Annotated in this window: 22 protein-coding genes and 1 pseudogene; 12 read left to right on the forward strand and 11 right to left on the reverse strand. The window is 71.0% G+C overall.

The features are described from left to right. The first annotated feature begins 23 nt into the window (after positions 1-23). Positions 24-1012: pseudogene (sbnA, locus tag ACQPZA_RS35095) on the forward strand (2,3-diaminopropionate biosynthesis protein SbnA). A 130-nt stretch (positions 1013-1142) separates the two neighbouring features. On the opposite strand, the gene ACQPZA_RS35100 reads toward sbnA, so the two are convergent. Continuing rightward, entirely contained in the window at positions 1143-2183 is a 1041-nt protein-coding gene (locus tag ACQPZA_RS35100) for an FAD-dependent oxidoreductase (protein WP_433276633.1), read from the reverse strand. Between the two features lie 255 nt (positions 2184-2438). Between ACQPZA_RS35100 and ACQPZA_RS35105 the strand changes: the two genes are divergently transcribed. Continuing rightward, a complete protein-coding gene (locus ACQPZA_RS35105) occupies positions 2439-3134 on the forward strand; it encodes a DUF1345 domain-containing protein (protein WP_433276634.1) in 696 nt (231 codons plus the stop codon). Positions 3135-3199: 65 nt separating this feature from the next. On the opposite strand, the gene ACQPZA_RS35110 is transcribed toward ACQPZA_RS35105, so the two are convergent. Then, entirely contained in the window at positions 3200-3781 is a 582-nt protein-coding gene (locus ACQPZA_RS35110; protein ID WP_433276636.1) for a YdeI/OmpD-associated family protein, read from the reverse strand. After that, positions 3778-4203, reverse strand: coding sequence for a VOC family protein (locus ACQPZA_RS35115; RefSeq protein ID WP_433276638.1), 426 nt, complete (start codon positions 4201-4203; stop codon positions 3778-3780). The genes ACQPZA_RS35110 and ACQPZA_RS35115 overlap by 4 nt, the downstream gene beginning before the upstream one ends. A gap of 105 nt (positions 4204-4308) precedes the next feature. Between ACQPZA_RS35115 and ACQPZA_RS35120 the strand changes: the two genes are divergently transcribed. From ACQPZA_RS35120 to ACQPZA_RS35130, 3 genes are all read left to right on the forward strand, one after another. Then, positions 4309-5268: a helix-turn-helix transcriptional regulator gene (locus ACQPZA_RS35120; protein WP_433276640.1), complete on the forward strand. Its 960-nt coding sequence runs from the start codon at positions 4309-4311 to the stop codon at positions 5266-5268. A gap of 46 nt (positions 5269-5314) precedes the next feature. Then, complete coding sequence (locus ACQPZA_RS35125; protein WP_433276642.1) at positions 5315-5995, forward strand: NADPH-dependent F420 reductase; 681 nt, start codon at positions 5315-5317, stop codon at positions 5993-5995. 198 nt (positions 5996-6193) lie between these two features. Next, complete coding sequence (locus tag ACQPZA_RS35130) at positions 6194-6472, forward strand: GlsB/YeaQ/YmgE family stress response membrane protein (protein WP_433276644.1); 279 nt, start codon at positions 6194-6196, stop codon at positions 6470-6472. A 95-nt stretch (positions 6473-6567) separates the two neighbouring features. Here ACQPZA_RS35130 and ACQPZA_RS35135 read toward each other — a convergent pair whose 3' ends face one another. The 6 genes from ACQPZA_RS35135 to ACQPZA_RS35160 form a co-directional block, all read right to left on the reverse strand. After that, positions 6568-7440: a DAPG hydrolase family protein gene (locus ACQPZA_RS35135; RefSeq protein WP_433276646.1), complete on the reverse strand. Its 873-nt coding sequence runs from the start codon at positions 7438-7440 to the stop codon at positions 6568-6570. Positions 7441-7529: 89 nt separating this feature from the next. Then, positions 7530-8045: a peptide-methionine (S)-S-oxide reductase MsrA gene (msrA, locus tag ACQPZA_RS35140; RefSeq protein ID WP_433276648.1), complete on the reverse strand. Its 516-nt coding sequence runs from the start codon at positions 8043-8045 to the stop codon at positions 7530-7532. Between the two features lie 174 nt (positions 8046-8219). Next, positions 8220-8741 carry a hypothetical protein gene (locus tag ACQPZA_RS35145; protein ID WP_433276650.1) on the reverse strand — a complete coding sequence of 174 codons (522 nt, stop codon included), beginning with the start codon at positions 8739-8741 and terminating at the stop codon, positions 8220-8222. Further along, the gene (locus ACQPZA_RS35150; RefSeq protein WP_433276652.1) at positions 8708-9949 is read right to left on the reverse strand and encodes a molybdopterin-dependent oxidoreductase; all 1242 of its coding nucleotides are present in this window, start codon (positions 9947-9949) and stop codon (positions 8708-8710) included. Before ACQPZA_RS35150 ends, ACQPZA_RS35145 begins: the two co-directional genes overlap by 34 nt. Before the next feature lie 199 nt (positions 9950-10148). After that, on the reverse strand, positions 10149-10766 hold the full coding sequence (locus ACQPZA_RS35155; protein ID WP_433276654.1) for a class I SAM-dependent methyltransferase: 618 nt from the start codon (positions 10764-10766) through the stop codon (positions 10149-10151). Between the two features lie 28 nt (positions 10767-10794). Next, a complete protein-coding gene (locus ACQPZA_RS35160) occupies positions 10795-11472 on the reverse strand; it encodes a peroxiredoxin-like family protein (RefSeq protein WP_433276656.1) in 678 nt (225 codons plus the stop codon). A 100-nt stretch (positions 11473-11572) separates the two neighbouring features. Between ACQPZA_RS35160 and ACQPZA_RS35165 the strand changes: the two genes are divergently transcribed. Next, complete coding sequence (locus tag ACQPZA_RS35165; RefSeq protein WP_433276658.1) at positions 11573-12211, forward strand: TetR/AcrR family transcriptional regulator; 639 nt, start codon at positions 11573-11575, stop codon at positions 12209-12211. Between the two features lie 5 nt (positions 12212-12216). Here ACQPZA_RS35165 and ACQPZA_RS35170 read toward each other — a convergent pair whose 3' ends face one another. Next, positions 12217-13308 (reverse strand): agarase, encoded by a 1092-nt coding sequence (locus ACQPZA_RS35170; RefSeq protein ID WP_433276660.1) that lies wholly within the window; start codon positions 13306-13308, stop codon positions 12217-12219. Positions 13309-13422: 114 nt separating this feature from the next. Here ACQPZA_RS35170 and ACQPZA_RS35175 point away from each other — a divergent pair, with 114 nt between their 5' ends. From ACQPZA_RS35175 to ACQPZA_RS35185, 3 genes are all read left to right on the forward strand, one after another. Then, positions 13423-13998 carry a TetR/AcrR family transcriptional regulator gene (locus tag ACQPZA_RS35175; protein WP_433276662.1) on the forward strand — a complete coding sequence of 192 codons (576 nt, stop codon included), beginning with the start codon at positions 13423-13425 and terminating at the stop codon, positions 13996-13998. Between the two features lie 102 nt (positions 13999-14100). After that, entirely contained in the window at positions 14101-14397 is a 297-nt protein-coding gene (locus ACQPZA_RS35180) for a putative quinol monooxygenase (RefSeq protein WP_169394900.1), read from the forward strand. A 242-nt stretch (positions 14398-14639) separates the two neighbouring features. Next, positions 14640-15056 (forward strand): hypothetical protein, encoded by a 417-nt coding sequence (locus tag ACQPZA_RS35185; RefSeq protein WP_433276665.1) that lies wholly within the window; start codon positions 14640-14642, stop codon positions 15054-15056. 30 nt (positions 15057-15086) lie between these two features. On the opposite strand, the gene ACQPZA_RS35190 is transcribed toward ACQPZA_RS35185, so the two are convergent. Further along, complete coding sequence (locus tag ACQPZA_RS35190; RefSeq protein WP_433276667.1) at positions 15087-16028, reverse strand: phosphotransferase family protein; 942 nt, start codon at positions 16026-16028, stop codon at positions 15087-15089. 238 nt (positions 16029-16266) lie between these two features. Here ACQPZA_RS35190 and ACQPZA_RS35195 point away from each other — a divergent pair, with 238 nt between their 5' ends. From ACQPZA_RS35195 to ACQPZA_RS35205, 3 genes are all read left to right on the forward strand, one after another. Continuing rightward, positions 16267-16761 carry a hypothetical protein gene (locus ACQPZA_RS35195; protein ID WP_433276670.1) on the forward strand — a complete coding sequence of 165 codons (495 nt, stop codon included), beginning with the start codon at positions 16267-16269 and terminating at the stop codon, positions 16759-16761. A 325-nt stretch (positions 16762-17086) separates the two neighbouring features. Then, positions 17087-17266 carry a hypothetical protein gene (locus ACQPZA_RS35200; RefSeq protein ID WP_169394896.1) on the forward strand — a complete coding sequence of 60 codons (180 nt, stop codon included), beginning with the start codon at positions 17087-17089 and terminating at the stop codon, positions 17264-17266. A gap of 68 nt (positions 17267-17334) precedes the next feature. Next, positions 17335-19803, forward strand: coding sequence for an ABC transporter transmembrane domain-containing protein (locus tag ACQPZA_RS35205; RefSeq protein ID WP_433276672.1), 2469 nt, complete (start codon positions 17335-17337; stop codon positions 19801-19803). Positions 19804-19834: the final 31 nt, after the last annotated feature.

Below are 19834 nucleotides of genomic sequence, written 5' to 3' on the forward strand. Positions count from 1 at the left end.
CTGCTGTAATTGAGGAGGCCATCGTGTCTGTCATTTCCGTCCCTCAGGGTTTCAACGAGGAGCAGCTCTACGTCGACCTCCAGTCGATCTTCGGGCAGTCGCTCTTCCTGAAGTGCGAGGGTTTCAACTTCGCGGGCTCGATCAAGCTGAAGGCGGCGTCAGAGATGGTGGAGGCCGCCGAACGCGACGGGCTCCTCAGACCTGGGTCGATACTGGTCGAGTCCTCGTCCGGCAACCTCGGCGTCGCGCTGAGCATGATCGCGGCGAGCAAGGGCTACGGGTTCGTCTGCGTGACCGACTCCGCTCGAACCTCGCGACCCGGCGGCTGATGGAGGCACTGGGCAGCCAGGTGCAGATCATCACCGAACCGGATCCCGTCGGCGGCTTCCTGGGCGCCCGGATCGACTACGTCCGCTCGCTGTGCGCCTCGGACCCCCGTTATGTGTGGCTGAACCAGTACACGAACCCGGGTAACTGGAGGGCGCACTACCGCACGACGGCCCCGGCGATCGCCGACGAGTTCCCGCGCCTGGACGTGCTGTTCGTGGGGGCCGGCACCACCGGCACCCTGATGGGCTGCGCGCGGTTCTTCCGGGAGTGGCACCGGCCGGTGCGGATCGTCGCGATCGACAGCGTCGGTTCGGTGACCTTCGGTGGTGCACCGGGTCGTCGCATGATCCCCGGGCTGGGCACGGGTGTGCGCCCTGCGCTGCTCGACGAGTCCTACGTCGACGAGGTGGTGCTCGTCGAGGAGGCGGACACGATCCGGGCCTGCCACCGGCTGGCCCGCAGCGGGTTCCTGTTCGGCGGCTCCACGGGCACGGTCGTCAGCGGTGCGATGAGCTGGCTGGCCCAGCACGACGACGGTGACCTCACCGCCGTAGCCATCGCCCCCGACCTCGGTGAGCGCTACCTGGACACCGTCTACCAGTCCAACTGGGTGCACGACCTCTACGGCGAGGACGTGCTCGACGCCGCCGACGAGCTCGCTGCCGGCTCCCGATCGGCCTGACCAGCACCACCGACCCGGCCACATCGACCTCTCCGAGGTCGCGCAGCCGCTGACCGCACCGGCGCGGTCCGGCTGTGCCGTGGTCGCCTCGGGCGCCTCCGGGCGCAGAGCCGTTTCGATCGGGGCCGTTCTACCGGCGAGCCAGGTCCGCGACCGCAGGCGTCGACCCGCCGGTGCACGCTTCCGCCAGTACTTCGCCCAGCAGGGGCGCGAACTTGAACAGGTTCTCGCCGGACACCGCGAGGATCGCGCCGTGACGGCGGAACTCGAACCCGTCGGCCAGGCCCGGTGTGGTGACGCAGTACAGGGTGTCCACGACGCGGGGTTCGACCGCGAGGTGCTCGCGCGCGTACCGGAGTACCGCGTCGCGCGACGCGGCGGTGGCCGCGTCCCGGCCCGCTTCCCACGCCACCTGCCCGGGATCGATCGATCCGCCGACCGCCCACCGGCCGGGGCCGCTCCGGTGCTGGTAGGTGGCCAGGCCGGCGGAGGGCTTGTCGATCCAGCACTGCCAGGACACCGCCGGGTCGACCGGGAAGGTGAACCGCACGTGGTGCGCCAACGCGGGTGGGGTGTAGATGCCGACCTGCGCGGCGAGCGGCGACGTCCCGGCCCCGGCCGTCAGCAGAACCGCATCGAACCGGGCCGTTCCCGCCGAGCTCCACACGGTTGCGCCGGTGGGGGTGTCCTCGAGCGCGTAGACGTGGTTCTGGACAACAGCGCCGCTGGTCACCTCGATCAGGTGGGCCCGCACGGCGTCGACGTCGATCACGCCACCCGACGGGTCGACCAGCGCCGCTGACGGCGGCCTGCGCGCAGGGAGCCGCAGCCGGCCCGACCGCCCGTCGACGATCTCGTGTGCTGCCCCGGCAGCGGCCATCGCGGCCGCCCACCCCGACACCTGGTCCCCGCTGATCACACAGCCGCCCGGCGCGATCATCGCCGTGTGCGACGCCTGCTCCCAGCGGCCGAACCCCTCCCGGGCGGCCTGCGCGAGCCGCACCAGGTCCGGTGTGGGATGAGCCAGCCGGAAGATCCGTGACGAGCCGGCCGAACGCTGGGCCATCGGCCCGCCCGCCCGCTCGTGACACACCACGTCGACGCCGCGCCGCAGCAGTTCTGCGGTGGTGGACAGCCCGACCACGCCGGCACCGACGACCGCGACCCTCACCGAACCTCCCGAGAACGAGCCGAGCGCACCGAGCCGTGTTCAGGATGCAGCGATCAACTTCGAAACGCAGGTGGCTATGATCCACGCGCTCACGATCGACGACACAGGTGCGAGGCGCTGGAGGCGGGCCAACCGAGCCGGTCACTCACCATCTGGTCACCCCGCACGCCAACGACGTCGGCAGACTGCAGGGCCTTCTCCTCCATTGATCCACGACGACCAGCAGGGACCGACAGCCCAGTGAACCAGAACAGCGTGTCCACCAAGACAGCCGAACCGGACACCGCCCAAGATCCGCAGCCCGTCACCACGTCGCCAGGTCTGTCGCCCGGTCGGTTGGTGACCAACGCGGTCGACATCCTGCTGCTCCTGGCGAGCCTGGCCTACATCCTGGATCCCGACGATGCCGCCGTGGACTCCCCCAGCTTCATCCTGTCCAGCCTGGCCTGGATGCTCTTCGCCTTCTGCTACACCGGTATCCGGGTGTCCCGGGTGCGCCGGGCCCGACGCGGGGACGAGCGCTGGCCACTGCGACTGGCCGGTCGCCGCACGAGCTACCTCATCACCCTGGCCACGGCGATCACCCTGCTCGGCGCCGGGCTGAACATCGCGACGGTCGAAGGGACCGAGGACAGCGTCGCCGCCGTCAAGGCGATCAGCGTCGTCATGGTGCTGCTGGCCTGGGTGATCCTGCACCTGAGCTACGCCGAGCGCTACGCCCAGCTGTACCTCAACAGCGACGACGCTCCGCTGTCGTTCCCCGAGACGCCGTCGCCGACGCTGCTCGAGTTCGTCTACTTCTCCTTCGCCATCGGCACGACCTTCGCCACCTCCGACGTCGATGTCCAGAACGCCCGCACCCGCGGAATCGTGCTCTGCCACGGGCTGCTCGCGTTCGTCTACAACACCGCGATCATCTCGATGGTGGTCGGCCTGCTCACCGGCAGCTGACTCTCCGGAGCCACCCGACCGACCGGCGGGCAGCCCACGCACGTGGGCTGCCCGCTCGCGCGTTGTCAGGGCCGTTCGTTCCGGGCGGCGCACTCGACGGTCCGCGCGATGCGACGCTGCCTCGTCTCGGGCCGCTTGGCCCGCGCGACCCACTCGAGGATCGCCCGCCTGGCCGACCGCGGGAACGCCTCGAAGTGCCGGGCCGCGGCCTCGTCGGCAGCGAGACGCTCACGCAGGTCGTCGGGGACCACACCGCTCTGCGCGTCGGCGAGTACCGACCACGTGCCGGTGCGCTTCGCGAGGTCGACGGCCGCCTGCCCGTGCGGGGTCATCAGGCCCTGCGCGGTCAGCCGTTCCACCAGCTCCCGGTTGACGTTGCTCCAGGCTCCCCGCGGGTTGCGGGGGGTGAACCGCTGGGCCCACGACGTGGCGTCGAGCTTGCGCGCCAGGCTGTCGATCCAGCCGAAGCAGAGCGCCTCCTCGATGGCGTCGCGGTGCCGGACGCCCGGCGTGCCGCTGCCCGCGTGCTGGATCACCAGCCAGACCTCGTCCGCCGTGGCGCAGTTGTCCTGCAGCCACGCCCGCCACTCCGCACGGTTCTCCGCCCGGAACGTGCGCAGGTTCGGCGCGGTGGCCACAGCGGTCACGCCTTCGTCCGGGCGGCGAGGACCTCGACGTAGTGCGGGTTGTGCATGACGCCGAGGACGTTGCCGAACGGGTCGACCACCGACGCGGTCGCGAACCCCGATCCGTCGCCGTGCTCGGTGATGGGCTGGTACTCGGTGGCGCCCATCTTGAGCAGCTTCTCCACCGTTGCGGCGAGGTCGTCGACGTGCCAGTGCATCACCGCGCCGCCGGGGACTGCGGACGCCCCGCCGGGGGCGTACCTGCGATCGATGAAGCCGAGCTCGTCCCCGTCGTCGCCGACCCTGAACTCGACGTACGCAGGCGCCGCAGGCGCCGGGGGGAAGAGGTAGTACGGCTCGATGCCCAGCAGCTCCGTGTACCAGTCCCGCGCCGCGGCCAGGTCGTCCGCGTAGAAGCTGATGGTGGCGAATCCTCGGAACATCGGTGCTCCCTGTGGTCGGGGCGGCCTGTCCGCCGCGGTGAACACCGTCATCATGGGCCCGGTAAGTGCTCATCTAGTGAGCACTTTGTCTGGGAGAATCGTCGCATGCGCGCAGATCGGCTGGTGGCCACGCTGCTCCTGATGCAGGCCCGCGGTCGGGTGACCGCGGCCGAGGTGGCAGCCGAGCTCGAGGTGTCGGTGGCCACCGCCCGCCGTGACCTGGAGGCGTTGTCCACCGCAGGTGTCCCCGTCTATCCCCAGCCCGGACGCGGCGGCGGGTGGTCGCTCGTCGGGGGCGCCCGCACCGACCTCACCGGCCTCACCTCGGCCGAGGCGACGGCGCTGTTCCTGCTCGCGGGTCCCGCCGCGTCCGTCGCCCCGCCGGTCCGGTCGGCACTGCGCAAGCTCGTCAGAGCGCTGCCCGACACGTTCCGGGCCGAGGCGGAGGCCGCGGCCGATGCCGTCGTGGTCGACTCCACGCGGTGGGGCGAGCGGGACCGCGTACGCCCCGAGCGGGTCGACACCCTCCAGGAGGCCGTCGTCCACCGCCGCAAGGTCTCGCTGGAGTACGAGAGCCGCGGGCACACGAGGACGCGCCGCCTCGTCGACCCGTGGGGCCTCGTCGACAAGGACGACGTCTGGTACCTCGTCGCCGGCACCGAGAAGGGACAGCGGACGTTCCGCGTCGACCGGATCGTCGAGGCGACCGTCACCGACCTCGCCGCCGAGAGACCCGCCGGCTTCGAACTGTCGCACGAGTGGGAGCGGGTGGTCGACGAGGTGGAGCAGCACCGCTCGCTCCTCTCGGCCACCGTGCTCATCTCCGCGCGGCTGCTACCGGTGCTGCGCGACCATTTCGGACGGCACTGCGAGCCCATCGACACGCTCGACGACGGGCGCGTCCGGGTCCGCGTCGCGGCGCCCATGGCGATCTCGATCGCGGAGAAGCTCGCAGGCTGGGGAGCGACCGTCGAGGTGGTCGAGCCGCCGTCCGTCAGGGCCGAGCTCGCCCGCCTGGGAGCGGAGCTCGTCGAGCGCTACAGCAGCGACCGACCGGGGCGTTGACGCCTGCCGGGGAATACGCCCCCCATGCGCCGGGGCTACCTCTGTTATGACAACAATCGGATTGATCGGCGCCGGGCTGATCGGCGGCACCGTGGCACGGCTGGCCGTCGCCGGTGGTTACGACGTGCTGCTGAGCAACTCGCGCGGGCCGGAGACGCTCCAGGAACTGGTCGACGAACTGGGGTCGCACGCCCGGGCCGCCACGCCGGCCGAGGCGGCCGAGGCGGGCGACGTGGTCGTGGTGACCGTCCCCTTCAAGGCCTACCGGAGCGTGCCGGTCGAACCGCTCGCCGGAAAGGTCGTCATCGACACGAACAACTACTACCCCGACCGCGACGGGCACTTCCCCGAACTGGACGACGGCTCCACCACCAGCAGCGAGCTGCTCCAGAAGCACCTGGGGGCCGCTCACGTCGTCAAGGGCTTCAACAACATCTTCTACAGGCACCTCCAGGCGCTGCCGCGGCCGGCCGGATCCCCTGAGCGCAGCCCACTGGCCATCGCGGGCGACGACGCGCAGGCGAAGGCGACGGTGACGGCGTTCCTCGACGGGATCGGCTACGACGCGGTCGACGTCGGCCCACTCGCCGAGGGCTGGCGCTTCCAGCCCGGCACCCCGTCGTACGGTCCGGTCTACTCGGGTGGCGACCCGAACTTCATGGATTCGCCGGGCGTGCCCGCGAACGTCGACACACTCCGACGCGCGCTGGCCGCCGCGGAGCGTTGAGCCACGGCCGGAGGCGCCACTCCCTCCGGACCAGCGGGCCCCGGGACGTCGTAGTCAGGGGGCGTCCTGGTTCACCCGTCCGGCGCAAGGATGGTTTCGAATCGGTCACAGAGCGAGTTTGTGGATTCAGCCGCGCCTCGAACGGGGACAACTACTGAGCCGGGCCGAACTGTCGGCCCGCCATACGCTGGAGGAACTGTGACCGTCACCGGCATCATCACCGCGATCGTCATCGGGGCGATCATCGGGGCATTGGGTCGCCTGGTCGTTCCCGGCCGGCAGCCAATTCCCATCTGGCTCACCATCGTGGTCGGGATCGTGGCCGCGTTCATCGGCACCTTCATCGCTCGCGCGATCGGTATCCCGACCGCTACCAGCGGGATCGACTGGCTCGAGCTGATCGTGCAGGTCATCGTCGCCGCAATCGGGGTCGTCCTCGTGTCCAACCTCTACGGACGCCGTTCCGTAAGGCACTGACGCTCGCTCGACAACGGGCCCATCTCACTCGAGATGGGCCCGTTGCCATGCCCGGGGCATTTCCGCAATCCGAGTCGAAGTCGTGACCGGAAAGGTCACGGGGTGCCGGCGAACTCCTCGTGCAATGCGGGCAAAAAGGACGAGAGGTGGTTCATCTCGGCGGCGCAGTGATGCAGGAGAGCGGCGCCGAGGGCTGCCATGTCGGGTTGTGCGACGGGCGCGCGGCCGGCGGGCGGGGTGGCCACCGAGGCGCCCGGCAGGTCGAGGTGCTCCAGGTGGTTCAGGAAGAACCGGCTCCGCATCTCGGCGCCGCTGTCGATGGGGCGCACCTGGTGCACGACCCAACCGAAGGCCACCGGCGCGACGCTGAGGCCGACCCGGCCGGCGATGACCGTGGCTCCGGGGCGGGGGGCGTCGAAGCCCAGCCGAGCGGGATCGACGAACCGGATGGCGAGCGGGGTGAGGACGCCACCGACGTACTCGTCCACGTAGGAGACGTTGTCCACGTAGCGCTGCCGGTCGCTCAGCGCGGTGTCCGCGCTCCTGGGCTCTCCGACTGCAGTGAACTGGTGCGCGTCGGGATGCCACAGCTTGTACCTGCTGGACTCGCAGCTGTGCCAGCCCATCCACCAGTCCCACATCTCGCCGGTCACGTCGGGCATGTCGGTGTGGACGGCCACCGTGACGACGCCGCTGTCGAGCCTCGTCCAGCCGGTCTCCATCTTGTGGTGGCCCGGACGGGAGAGGATGCGTGCTGCGTCGGCGATGTCGTAGCCGTACTCGGTGGGCGCCATCCCCGCGAGGAGAACCTCGGGGACGTGCGGTTGCAGGGGAAGGGTGTCGTCCCGGAAGTACTTGGCGTACGGCCTGGCACGATCTGCGTCCCGGTAGCCCAGGTAGCGGTCCTCGACCGCGTAGGAAGCAGGTGCGGGTGCCTCGTCGGCACTGGTCGTCTCGTACGTGAACACGATGCTCCTGTCAGCAGAGACTGTACCGTTGAGTACAGTCTCTGCTGCAGGCTAGTACGCGGCGGGCCTCAGCGCGCCGATACGGGGCCCTACCGGGCCGACTGCACCTGGCGGTGCGGGAGCTTCCAGTCGGGCCGCACGAAGTGGCAGGTGTAACCGTTGGGGTACTTCTGCAGGTAGTCCTGGTGGTCCTCTTCGGCCACCCAGAACGGCCCGGCCGCGGCCACCTCGGTGACAACCTTGCCGGGCCACAGGCCCGACGCGTCGACATCCGCGATCGTGTCGAGGGCGACGCGCTTCTGCTCCTCGCTCGTGTAGAAGATCGCGGAGCGGTAGCTGCGGCCCACGTCGTTGCCCTGACGGTTCTTCGTCGACGGATCATGGATCTGGAAGAAGAACTCCAGCACGTCCCGGAACGAGATCACGTCGGGGTCGAAGACGACCTCGACCGCCTCGGCGTGGTCGCCGTGGTTGCGGTAGGTGGCGTTCGGGGTGTCGCCGCCGGAGTAACCGACTCGCGTCGAGATCACTCCTGGGCGCTTGCGCAGCAACTCCTGCGCTCCCCAGAAGCAGCCGCCAGCCAGAATCGCCGTCTCAGTTGCCACCGTGTGGCCTCCTCGGTCTCGAACAGCCGCTCGTCATAGCTGTGTCTGTCGGCGTCGTTCGTCCGACGCTCGTCTTTCCCGTCAACTCGTGTCCCGGTTCCCGAGTTCCACGGCGCAGTCCACCCGACGGACGCTCTGGGAACAACACTCCGGCAGCGGCCGATGTTCCGGCCGTCACGTCGCGCCGGCCCTGGCCGGAAGGTCACCCGTGCTCCGCCGGGCGAGCAGCAGCCGCACCCCGTAGACCACCGCGGAGACGGCGAACAGCACCACCACCAGCCAGAGCCAGCGGCCCAGGTACGGCTGCTGGTCCAGGCCGGTGGCCGCCATGTGCGTCACCCCGCCCTGGCGGATGATGCCCGGCAGGAACATCAGCAGGGTCAGGCCCGCGCCCAGCGCCGGGATCCGGATGTGGTTGATGACCGGGACGCGCGGGCGCGGCAGCCGGGCGACAGTCGCGGTGAGGAAGCCGTCGGCCGCCGCGTACAGCGGGAACAGCACCAGGTCGTGGACCACCGCGGCGCCGACGAACCAGACGAGCACGGTGAGCAGCGCCGGGTCACCGAGCAGGAACGACGCGGCGTAGGCGGCGACGGCGAAGGAGACCAGCAGCAGCGCCAGGTGCGCGGGCCGAGCGCCGTAGCGGCTGATGAACGTGCCCATCACGCGGCCCGGAAGTTGATCGAACGGACCCACTTCGTGCAGTGCACGCCGGGCAGAGCGGGGACGATGACCCGGGCCGGGAAGCCGTGGTCCGGGCTGAGATCGGCGCCGTTGACCTGCAGGGCCAGCAACGCGTCCGGGTCGACGACCTGGCCGCCCGTCAGCGTGACCCGGCCGAACGGGCCGGGGTCGAGCGAGTCGACGAAAGCCGAACCCGGGTTCGGGACGCCGGCGAGCGCGGCGAGGTCACGAAGCCGCACCCCCGTCCAGGTCTGGACGGTCGACCAGCCCTCGACGCAGGCGATCGGAAGGGTGGCGGTGTGCAGCGGCAACGACTCGGAGCCGGCGAGCAGCATCGCCCGGTCGAGCCGCTGTGCCGCGGGGCCGCCGGTCAGATCCAGCCGCCACGCCGCACCGGTTGCGGCGGGGTCGATCGTGGCCGCAGCGGCGGTGCGGTTCACCGGGTAGTTGTTGGCGGGTTCGCCGCCCGGCGTCCGGCTGCGCGGAAGCAGCAGCGCGAGGGGGCGGAGCGGGCCGCCGATCGTCTGCCCGGCCGTGAGCGCAGCGACGAACACCACGCCGCCACCGACGAGGGCGAGCGCTCCCCTGCGGCTCATCGTGGGTGGGGCGGGGTCGGTCGGGACCAGCCCGATCTCACCGTCGGGCTCCTCGGGGCGGGTCTCCGCGAGCGGGGTCCGCAGCTCGGCGCGCAGGGACCGGGTGCGCAGGGACCGGAGCATCGTGGGCAGCTTGAGGGCGACGTGGGCGACGAACGCGGCGATGAAGACCCACGCCCCCAGGTAGTGCCCGGTGTAGAAGCTGAAACCGAACACGTAGTCGTACTGGATGTTGAGCAGCCCGGTGACGATCTCGAAGAGGATGCTGCCGACGAGCAGCAGCAGCGAGGCGCGCTCGAGCAGCTTCGCGGGCGTGCGGGCCGGGGGCCACTCGAACAGCTTGGGGATGACCGACCACAGCTTGGCCAGGACGACCGGGACGACGATGAGCCCGAGCCCGACGTGCAGCCCCTGGGTCAGCCGGAACAGCCACGACGGGCGCGTGGGCCAGTCGAAGGCGGGAAGGTGCAGCCACCCGACGTCGCCGGGGATGCTCTGCCCGGCGCCGTAGGCGACGTAGTCGAGCAGGCCGGTGATCACGACGAGGGGCAGCGCCGCGAGCAGCACGGCTCCGAACACCGAGGTCAGCCAGGGGCCACGTAGAGGGCTGCGGAACCGGGGCATCGGCGGCGCCGTTCTCTCGCGTGGACGCGGGCGGACCTCGGGGCGTGTCATCGGATCCTCCGGTGAGTGGTGTGGGCGCTCCAGACCCTACGGCGGCCGACGCCCGTAACCGGTCGAGCGACAGGTCGGTAAGAAAGCCACAAGGGGCGCTCGCTCGCCGTCCCACGGTCCGCCACATCGGCGGGAGCGAACGGCGTCATCAGCCGGCCGTCAGCTCGACGAAGCAGCGACGCCCGTCCCGGCCCGGTCCCTCGCGCAGCCCGAGCGACCGGCCCAGCCTGCGCAGCGCCGCGGAGCCGACCGCCGCCCAGGGGACGGCCGGACCGAGCCGGCCGGCCGAACACACGCGAACCGTCCCGGACCAGGCCCGCTCCGGCTCGGGATGGGTCTCCACCAGCAGAGTGCCGCCGGGACGCAGCAGGCGAGCCGCGCGGGTCAGCAACGAGGCGGGATCGCCCCCGATGCCGATGTTGCCGTCGGCGAGCAGGACGTGCCACCAGCGGCCCTCGTCGGGGAGGGCCGCGAACAGGTCGCGGCGCACCATCGCCACCCGGCGCCTGCGGCAGTGGGCCTGCGCGACGGGAGAGTGGTCCACCCCGAGCGCCGGGATCCCCCGCTCCGCCAGCGCGACCAGCAACCGGCCCGGTCCGCAGCCCAGGTCGACGACGGGCCCGGCGCAGCGGTCGAGCAGCCACGCATCGTCGCCGTCGGCGGGGCGGCGCCACCGGTGGACAGCGAGGCCGGCCACGCGACCGTCGCTGTCCACCAGGAAGGTGGGTGCTCCACGGAGTGCCGCGTCGAACACGGGCGCGCTCATCGACGGCCCCCGGCGGCGCCCTCCGCGATCACGTTCCGGTGGCGGCCACGGTGGCCGACACCGCAGCGAGGATGTCGGCCGACTCCGTCCGGGTGGCGTAGTTCGGGTGCACGTCGATCCACGCGACACGCCCCCGGTCGACCACCACGACGGTCGGCATCGGCAGTGTCGCCGTGCCGTCGGCGTTAGCGGCGGCCACGTCCAGCCCGAGCTCGACCTGGGCCGCATGTGCGCCGTCGTGCACGGGGGCGAGGATCCCCAGCTCGGTGGCGATCCGGTTGCCGGGATCGGAGAGGACGGGGTAGCTGAGCTCGTTGGTCTCCTGCACGGTCAGCGAGCCGTCCGGACGCTGCGGGCTGATCGCGACCAGTCTCACCCCGCGCTCGCGGAGCGCGGGAAGCAGCTCCTGCTCGTAGGTCCGCAGCGCGAGGTTGCAGTACGGGCACCAGGCGCCGCGGTAGAAGACCACCACGGCGGACCCGTCGCCGATCGCCTCCGCCAGGGTGGTCGGGTCGCCGTGGACGTCGAGCAGCGGCGCATCAGGCATCGGCGTGCCGACGCCGGCGATCCCGGCGGGTAGGCCGGCAGCGTCGAGCTGCTCGCGCTCGGCGGCGAAAGCCGCCCGCGCCCCGGCCGGCAGCTTGCCGTCGAGGCTCGCCTCCAGCTCGGCGATGCGGGCAGCGAGGGCGTGGTCGGTGGAGGTCATCGTGGTCCTTCCGGGGTCGGCGGTGACACCGACAATAATGGAGTAGTTACTCCACTTTGTAGCACTGTCCGGAGTGGAGCGCCACCTCCAGAAAGGTAGGATGGGTCCGGTGAGTACCGAGGGGGACATAACGCCGGAGCCACGGCTGACCCGGAAGGGACGAGCAACCCGCGAGCGGATCGTCACCACCGCGGCCGGCCTGATGTTCGAGCGGGGCGTCGCCGGCACGAGCCTCGAGGACGTGCAGGCCACAGCAGGGGTCAGCAGCTCGCAGATCTACCACTACTTCCGCGACAAGCGGGCGCTGATCCGCGCGGTGATCACCTGCCAGACCGATGCGGTGCTCGGCGCCCAGCAGCCCCTGCTCGGCCGGCTGGACAGCGTGACGGCGCTGCGGCAGTGGCGCGATCTCCTGGTCGGCTTCCAGCGGGAGCGCCACTACGAAGGCGGCTGCCCGATCGGCTCGCTCGCGGGTGAGCTCGCCGAGGTCGATCCGGAGGCTCGCGCCGCTCTCGCCACCGGGTTCGACAGGTGGGAGGCAGCCATCCGGGCCGGGATCCAGGCGATGCGCGACCGCGGCGACCTGCCGTCCGACGCGAATCCCGAACGCCTGGCCACGGCACTGCTGGTGGCCCTGCAGGGCGGCCTGCTGCTCACCCAGGTCCGCAGGGACACCTCCGCGTTGGAGGCCGGGCTGGACACGGTGATCGACCACATCGCCTCGATGACCGTCCGGTAGCAGGCTCAGACGGGTTCGCCCGCCTGTTCGCGCACCAGCCCGGTCAGCCGATGGTTCGTCTCCGCCACCACGTCGGTGAGATCCCGGTACGGCTCGTCCCAGGGGTCCTTCAACCCGAAGCCGCGGTGCGGGTTCTCCACCCAGCTGCACCAGTGCCACCCCAGACACCACGGCAGCGCCGCGAACGCCTCGGCCGCCGCGACGTAGCCCGCACCGCGTTCGCGCTGGTCACGGGCGGAACCCGTGCGGTCAGGGCTCATGATGGTGGGACACCAGTTGCCCGTGTCGGCGATCAGGACAGGGCGGGTGGTGCGCTCGTGCCAGCGGCCGATCCGTTCCAGCGCCGCATCGAGACTCCCGGGACCGGGGCCGGGGAACGTCTGCACCGACAGCACGTCCACGTACGGCGCCATCGCGTCGAGCACCGGTTCGGGCACCGCGGCGCGGGTGCCGTAACGGTCACCCAGGATCAGGTGGTGGGGGTCGTGGCGCCGGATCGCCTGGCTGGCGACGCGGTAGTAAGCCTCGGCCATGGCCGGGAGCTCGGCGGCCGGGTAGCCGTCGCCCGCGGGATGGCGACCCCAGCCGGGTACGTCGACGAGGAAGTACCCGAGAAGGTTCGGGTCGTCCGGACGGCACAGCGTCCTGGCCAGGTGGTCGCACCACTGGGCGAACGCGGGCGTGCGCGGATCGCGGTACGCGGGCGCGCCGTTCCAGTGCTCGATCTCGGCCACACGCAGCGACAGCGTGTACGGAACGCCGGCCCCCGCGAGCTCGTCGGGCGCCAGGCCGTCCGAGTGGCCCAGGTCGACGACGCCCCCGTCCGTGGCGAGGCCGGAGCCGCTGACGTACTCGGAGGTCCAGCCCACGGTGTTGAAGCCCCATGACGTCATCTCCGGGACCAGGCCCTCGTGCAGCCAGCGCCGCCTCGATCCCCCGTACCGCTCCCGATGGATGTCGATGTTGTGCGGGTAGCGCAGGTTGGTGTCGTCGGCGTGGACGACGCCGACGGAGAGGAACGGAGCGCCGTCGGGCGTGCGCAGCCGCCATCGTCCCCGGCGCTCGACAGTGAAGGCCCGACGAGCAGGACTGGACATGATCCGGATCCTCCCCATATGGCGAGACGAGTCATCTCGTCTCTCCAGAGAAGCACTCGGTGCGACGCGCGTCAAGACGAGTCGTCTCGTCTCGTGTCGGTAGAGTCGCCATCCATGCCCGCCGACCCCACCCGGCGCAGCCAGGAGTCCTGGCGCGCCATCCTCGACGCCGCCTTCGCCCTCCTGGAGGAAGGCGGGTACCAGGCGATCACCATGGGCGGCATCGCCGCCCGGGCGGGCGTGGGCCGCCAGACGCTGTACCGGTGGTGGCCCTCGAAGGCTGCAGTGGTGTTCGAGGCCTTCCTCGACAAGGTGAGCATCGGCCCCTTCCCCGCCGGGGACGGCGACTTCCCCTCCCGGCTGCGCGGCTTCGCCCACGGGTTCGTCACGCTGTATGTCGACGGCCCCGGCGGGCGCAGGCTGCGGGAGCTGATCGGCGCGGCGCAGACCGACCCGGACCTGGCCCGCGCCCTGGCGGAGCAGTGGTTCGAGCCACGCCGCGCACCCGTCAGGCAGGCGTTGCGCGACGCGCAGCAGGCCGGGGTGGTGCGCGCCGACGTCGACCCGGACACGGCGCTGGACCTCGTCTTCGCCCCGCTGCACTACCGGCTGCTGGTCTCGGGCGAACCCGTGGACGCCGCCTACGTCGACACCGTCGTCGACCTCTGCCTCGTCGCACTGGCTCCGTGACGGCCGGCCCGTTCGCCGCAGGCATGAACGCCGTTTTGGAGTATACATTCCACTAAGTGAGCTCCGGGGCGCGCCCGGACCACCGAACCCCAGGGAGACACCATGACCGTCCACGTCGGACTGCTCGCCCGGCTCGAGGCCAAACCGGGAAAGGCGGAGGAGCTGGGCGCCTTCCTCGAGCAGGGCCGAGCGATCGCCGTCGCCGAGGAGGGGACCGTCACCTGGTACGCGTTCCGGATCGACGAGAACACCTTCGGGATCTTCGACACCTTCGAGGCCGAGGAGGCCCGGCAGGCCCACCTGGGCGGCGAGATCCCGAAGGCCCTCGCCCAGGTCGGACCGGACCTGCTGGCCGGCGATCCCGACATCCGCACGGTCGACATCATCGCCGTCAAGTAGCCCGCCCGAGCGCGCACCGGTTCATGATCGGGACTGAACCGGTGCGCGCTCGGCGTCCTCGTCCGCCACACCTCCGAGCGGACTTCCCGCACACCGGTGACGCCGCCGACGCGTAGCGCCACCACGATCGGGTACCCCGTACCAGCGGCGTCCGGCGCACACCGGGCCGGTTGCGACGAGGAGTCGAGTCGGCGAGCTCGCCCCCGTCGGTGTCATGTCGGCACGACTACCAGGAGGACGTCATGGGATTGATCAGCCACGTGATCGCGGCCGGGATCGGGTACTACGCCGGTCAGCCCGAAGGACGCCGGCAGTTGGAGAAGCTGCGCCGGCAGGCGGTCGAGTACGCACACGGGCCCGAGGCCAAGCGGTTGCGGGAACGCGGCTGGGACGCGGCAGGCGAGGGGGCACTCGCCGTCAGGAGCTTCGCGTGGCGGACGTTGGGCAGGAAGGACGCGACCTCCACCGGCGACATCGCCGACACCCGTGGCCGGGTTCTCTGGCGCCGCTCTCACTCCGGCCAGACGACGCCGCCCGGCCCGGTCAGCCCGACCCCCGGCGGCACCGTCCCGGACGCTGCCACGACCTCCGGCCCGGGCAGCAGCGGTTCGCCGTCCACCTCCCCGGCCTCGCCTTCCGCCACGGAGAACCGACCGTGACCCACCTGGGCGCCTGAGAGCGCGGCACCGTCAGGCGTGCAGCCCGTCGAGCACGAGCCGCATGCCGTCATAGGTGCGTGGCACGTCATCGAACCTCCCGAGCCGGTGGCACTCCAGCCGGATCGCGCCGATGTGCCGTGCCCGGTAGAAGAGCCGGCGCAGTGCACCCTCAGGGGTCGGTGACAGTGTCCCGTAGGACTCCCAGAAGGTGTCGCGCTCGGCGCCGGGCCGCTGCCCGGCCATGTGGACGGTCCAGTCCGCCTCCGGGTCGCCCCAGGAGGCCCGGTCGTGGTCGAACACTCCGGAGATCGTTGGCTCGGTGGCGGTGGGGTCGAGCATGACGTTGACGGTCCACAGGTCACCGTGCAGCAGGCGGGGTTCGACGATCTCGTCGAGCACCGCCCTGTCCCGGGCAGCAGCCTCGGTTACCGCACGGACGTCGGTCGCGTCGAGGCCCGCGTCGTCGAGGTCGGCTGCGGTGTCCTCCAGGCAGGCGATCACCGCGGCGCTCCAGGTGCTGAAGCCGGGCCCGGCCACGGGGCCGAACCGGGGCCCGCGCACGGAGTGGACCCGGCGGGCGATCGAGCCCATCTGGCGGAAGTAGGACGTCCACCGCGCACGCGGGTAGGCGGCCAGGCCGTCTGCCGCCGGCACGCCGGGAAGCATCGTCTGGAACAGGTAGTCGCGACCGATCAGGTCGTGGGTGAAGTCGACGGCGAGCGTGCGCGGCATCATGTGCGCGATCGGGGCGAAGTACGGCAGGCTCGCGTGCTCGTTGCGCATCAACTCCCGCTCGATGCGGTTCTGCCGACCCGGTTCCGGCGCCACCCGGAGTATCACCGGTGCCTGGCCGGCCGACTCGACGCGGTAGGTGTTGTTGTACATCCCGTTTCCCAGTTCGACGGCCGACACGACGGGTGCGTGCGGCCCGAACGCCCGCTGGGCCATGGCGGTGATCTGCTCTGCACTCACCGACCGCTGAAACGCCTCCGGGGGACGCGTCACCGACTCGACTCTCATCTGCACAGCCTCCCGCTGCCCGGTGACACCCGAGGACGGGTATCAGTAGTCCGACCTGCCCCGGGGCAGCCGGCGCCCGCGGCACGCATTCTTCCCCGGCCCGCCCGGAAACCCGCACAAAAGATCACCCGACCATTCCCCAGTCGCCCGCGGAACAGCCCACCTCGCTGCGGCGTTTCACCAAGCGGAGGTGAGCAATACGTCCGCAACTTTGACGTGCATCGGTTGCGGTGCCGAGCTACCCGGAGAGCGGGCGGAGCTCGGCTACCGCTACTGCACCAAGGAATCGTGCCAGGCGCTTTATCACCGTGGTCTCACGATCACCGCCGTCGGGGTGAACAAGAGCGCGGAGGCCTTCGTGGTCGCCGACGCCGACGAGATCCGCCGCCGGGGCGAGTCCGGGGAGTTCACGAAGAAGGACACCGGCGTGGGCCTGGACTACCGGCCGCCGAACACCCGTCCCGCTCCTGCCGCGCCCGGTCCCCGGGTGCCGGATCAGCGACGTGCACGGCCGGCACGGCAGCGGCGTCCCTGGACCCCGGAGCAGGAGAAGGTCGTCCGGCTCTACCACGACATGGGGCTGAGCCCGCGACAGATCGTCGCGCGGGCGCGGGAGAACACGCCGCGGCTGGGGTTGACCGACGCCCTCGTCGTCAAGATCCTGTCGTCGCTTCCCCGGAGGTAGGCCGGGAACTCGGCGGTGCGGGCCCGCCCCGCCGGCCGGGTGCGACCCGGACGACCCGAGGCCGCTTCACCCGATCAGAGCAACCACCGTCCAGCGGCCCCATCGCGGCGCCCGTACGCACGGTTTAGCCCGATTCTTACTGATTCCGATACCTGGCTTTCTGCCCAGTTTGATCTGTTTTCCACGGTATGGCTGCGCTGATCAGGGGAATGCGGGAGAATCTTGGAAACACCTCCATGGAGGGCCTCGATAGGCCGTCTGTAACCTCGCCCCCCGAGGTTGCTCAAGGGCCTCGCTCCCCGAGGTAAACCCAGAAAGGGACAACATGCATATCGGCATCGGAATCGGATTCGGCCGGGACCACGGCAAGTCCTGCAAGGACGCCCCGAAGTCGCGCCACGACCACCACCACCACGACGACAAGGACCACCGCCCGGTGAGCTGGCACCACAAGCACAGCAGCCACCACCAGTGGGACAAGAAGTCCAGCAGCCACTGCGGCTGAGCTTCTGAACAACACACGGCCCCACCCGCGACGCGCGGGTGGGGCCGTGGTGGCAAAGGGGGTTCTTCATGACAGCCGTGGCGGCCGACGCCCACTCCGCTGGTGCGGTAGCCGAGGCCGAGCCGGCGGACGACGACGCTGCCGGGGGCGCGACGTCGCTGGTCGAGCAGGCCCCCCGGCTCAAGGTCCGGGTCATCTTCCGCCGGTTCTGGCCCGAGACGCGCCCGTTCCGCGGGCGGATGGTGCTGAGCCTGCTGCTGGCCGCGGCCGGCCCGGCGCTGGCGACGGTCGGCATCTGGCTGTTCAAGATCCTGGTCGACGACGTGCTGACCCCGCACGACTATCGGCTGTTCCCCACGGTGGCCGGCGCGTATCTGGGCATCACCCTGCTCGAAGGGCTGCTGAACTTCACCGATCAGTACATGTCGGCGTGGGTCGGCGAGCGATTCGTCCTGAACCTGCGAGTTCGCCTCTTCGAGCACATGCAGCGGTTGTCGCTCGGGTACTTCGAGAAGAACCAGCTCGGTGACGTCCTGTCCCGCCTGACCAGTGACGTCGGCTCGATCGAGTCGATGGTCCTGACCGGCGTGAACGTGGCCCTGACCTACACGTTCCAGATCGGCTTCTACATCGTCGCCATGTTCTATCTGAACTGGCAGCTGGCGCTCGCCGCGTTCGTCGCCGCGCCGGGGTTCCTCCTGCTGGCGCGGACGTTCTCCCGGCGCCTCAAGGACGCCTCACGGGAACGGCGGCGCCGCTCGGGTTCGATCACCGCGGTCGCCGAGGAGACGCTGAGCAACGTCGCGCTGGTCCAGGCCTACGACCGCCAGGACCACGAGGTGCACCGGTTCCGTGAGGAGAACCTGGGCAGCTTCCGGGCCCAGATGACCGCCACCCGGCTCGAAGCGCTGTTCTCCCCGTTCAGCAGCCTGCTCGAGACCATCGGCGTGTTGCTGGTCGTCGGCATCGCGGTGTGGGAGCTGGCCAACAACCGGATCACCCTCGGTGGGCTGCTCGTCTTCGTCGCCTACCTCACCCAGCTCTACGGGCCGATCAGTGGCTTCGGCAACCTGTGGAACTCGATCTACTCGGCGAGCGCCAGCGCCGAGCGCATCATCGAGGTCCTCGACGAACAGCCCGGCGTCATCGAGCCCGAGTACCCCCGCCCGTTGACCCGCGCCGCAGGCGACGTCCGTTTCGAGGGCGTCGAGTTCCGCTACCCGGGAACCGACAAGGCGGTCCTGCGCGGGATCAGCTATCGGGTCCCGCCCGGCGCCAAGGTGGCGATCGTCGGGGCGAGCGGTGCCGGCAAGACCACGCTGACCAAGCTGATGCTGCGTTTCTACGACCCCGACAGCGGCCGGATCACCCTCGACGGGCGCGATCTGCGGGACCTGTCGCTGAGTGACCTGCGGCGCAACGTCACCGCGGTCCTGCAGGAAACCCTCGTGTTCGACGGGACCGTCGCCGACAACATCCGGTACGGCAAAGCCGACGCCACCGACGAGGAGATCGTCGACGCCGCGACCGCCGCGGACGCGCACGGCTTCATCACCGCACTGCCGGAGGGCTACGACACCCGGATCGGGCAGCGCGGCCGGATGCTCTCGGGTGGTCAGCGCCAGCGCCTCGCCATCGCCCGGGCGATGATCCGCGACTCCCCCGTGCTGCTGCTCGACGAACCGACCACCGGTCTCGACGCCGAGTCGACCCAGCGGGTGCTCGAGCCGATGCGCAGGCTGATGAGTGGCCGGACGACGATCATCATCTCCCACAACCTGCTCACCGTGACCGACGCCGACCAGATCCTCTTCCTCGAGGACGGCGCGATCACCGGCGCGGGCACCCATCAGCAACTCCTGGGGCAGCATCCCGGCTACACGCGGCTCTACGAGCTGCACCACCCCGACCACCACGGGCCCGCAGCCGCCGCGGGCGCACCGCCGGTCCACGCGGCAGCGGGCTCCCCGGCGGTACCGGCCGCCGCCGGCATCCTTGCGGGCCGGCCGCAGTGGGCCGCCCCGGACAGCACGTCGGTGACCACGCGGCTCACCCGCGTCCTCCCGGCGCGGCCCGTCAAGACCGTCGGCAGGACCGGTCCGCTCCCGGCCGTGGCGCCCCGCGCGCCCGGGTACGACCCGACACCCCCCACCACCAGGCTTCCCGTGGTTCGCCCCGCCGGCCGGGCCGATCAGGTCACCCCGAGCGGCCGGCACCGTGCCACGGGCCACCCCCCGCAGCCGGCCGCGGCGCCCCCGATCCGCACCGCACACACCCCGACACCGGCGCCCCGGCCGTCACCCCGGCCCCAGCCCGCGCAACCGCCGCTGCTCGCCCCGCCACCCGACCACCCGCGGGCTCCGCTGCCGGCCCAGCGCGGCCGTTCCGCCGCGTTCCGCCCGCCTGTCCCGGCCACGCCGCCGGCACTGGGCCTGCACCACCCCTCCGGCTCCGCGAACGGCCACCGCAGCGGGCCCGCGGAGGAGCCGTCGGGGCCACGCCACAGCCGGATAGCGCACACGGGAGCGAGAAGATGATCCAGATGCGAACCCACACCGGGCCCGGCTA

The sequence above is a fragment of the Pseudonocardia xinjiangensis genome, assembly GCF_050948425.1.
Taxonomy (GTDB): Bacteria; Actinomycetota; Actinomycetes; order Mycobacteriales; family Pseudonocardiaceae; genus Pseudonocardia; species Pseudonocardia xinjiangensis.

Coding starts and splice junctions, on each gene's coding strand:
- ACQPZA_RS35115 (WP_433276638.1), bottom strand. CDS start 4,203: ATGTTCCGAGGATTCGCCACCATCAGCTTCTACGCGGACGACCTGGCC.
- ACQPZA_RS35120 (WP_433276640.1), top strand. CDS start 4,309: ATGCGCGCAGATCGGCTGGTGGCCACGCTGCTCCTGATGCAGGCCCGC.
- ACQPZA_RS35125 (WP_433276642.1), top strand. CDS start 5,315: ATGACAACAATCGGATTGATCGGCGCCGGGCTGATCGGCGGCACCGTG.
- ACQPZA_RS35150 (WP_433276652.1), bottom strand. CDS start 9,949: ATGCCCCGGTTCCGCAGCCCTCTACGTGGCCCCTGGCTGACCTCGGTG.
- ACQPZA_RS35155 (WP_433276654.1), bottom strand. CDS start 10,766: ATGAGCGCGCCCGTGTTCGACGCGGCACTCCGTGGAGCACCCACCTTC.
- ACQPZA_RS35160 (WP_433276656.1), bottom strand. CDS start 11,472: ATGACCTCCACCGACCACGCCCTCGCTGCCCGCATCGCCGAGCTGGAG.
- ACQPZA_RS35165 (WP_433276658.1), top strand. CDS start 11,573: ATGGGTCCGGTGAGTACCGAGGGGGACATAACGCCGGAGCCACGGCTG.
- ACQPZA_RS35170 (WP_433276660.1), bottom strand. CDS start 13,308: ATGTCCAGTCCTGCTCGTCGGGCCTTCACTGTCGAGCGCCGGGGACGA.
- ACQPZA_RS35175 (WP_433276662.1), top strand. CDS start 13,423: ATGCCCGCCGACCCCACCCGGCGCAGCCAGGAGTCCTGGCGCGCCATC.
- ACQPZA_RS35180 (WP_169394900.1), top strand. CDS start 14,101: ATGACCGTCCACGTCGGACTGCTCGCCCGGCTCGAGGCCAAACCGGGA.
- ACQPZA_RS35185 (WP_433276665.1), top strand. CDS start 14,640: ATGGGATTGATCAGCCACGTGATCGCGGCCGGGATCGGGTACTACGCC.
- ACQPZA_RS35200 (WP_169394896.1), top strand. CDS start 17,087: ATGCATATCGGCATCGGAATCGGATTCGGCCGGGACCACGGCAAGTCC.
- ACQPZA_RS35205 (WP_433276672.1), top strand. CDS start 17,335: ATGACAGCCGTGGCGGCCGACGCCCACTCCGCTGGTGCGGTAGCCGAG.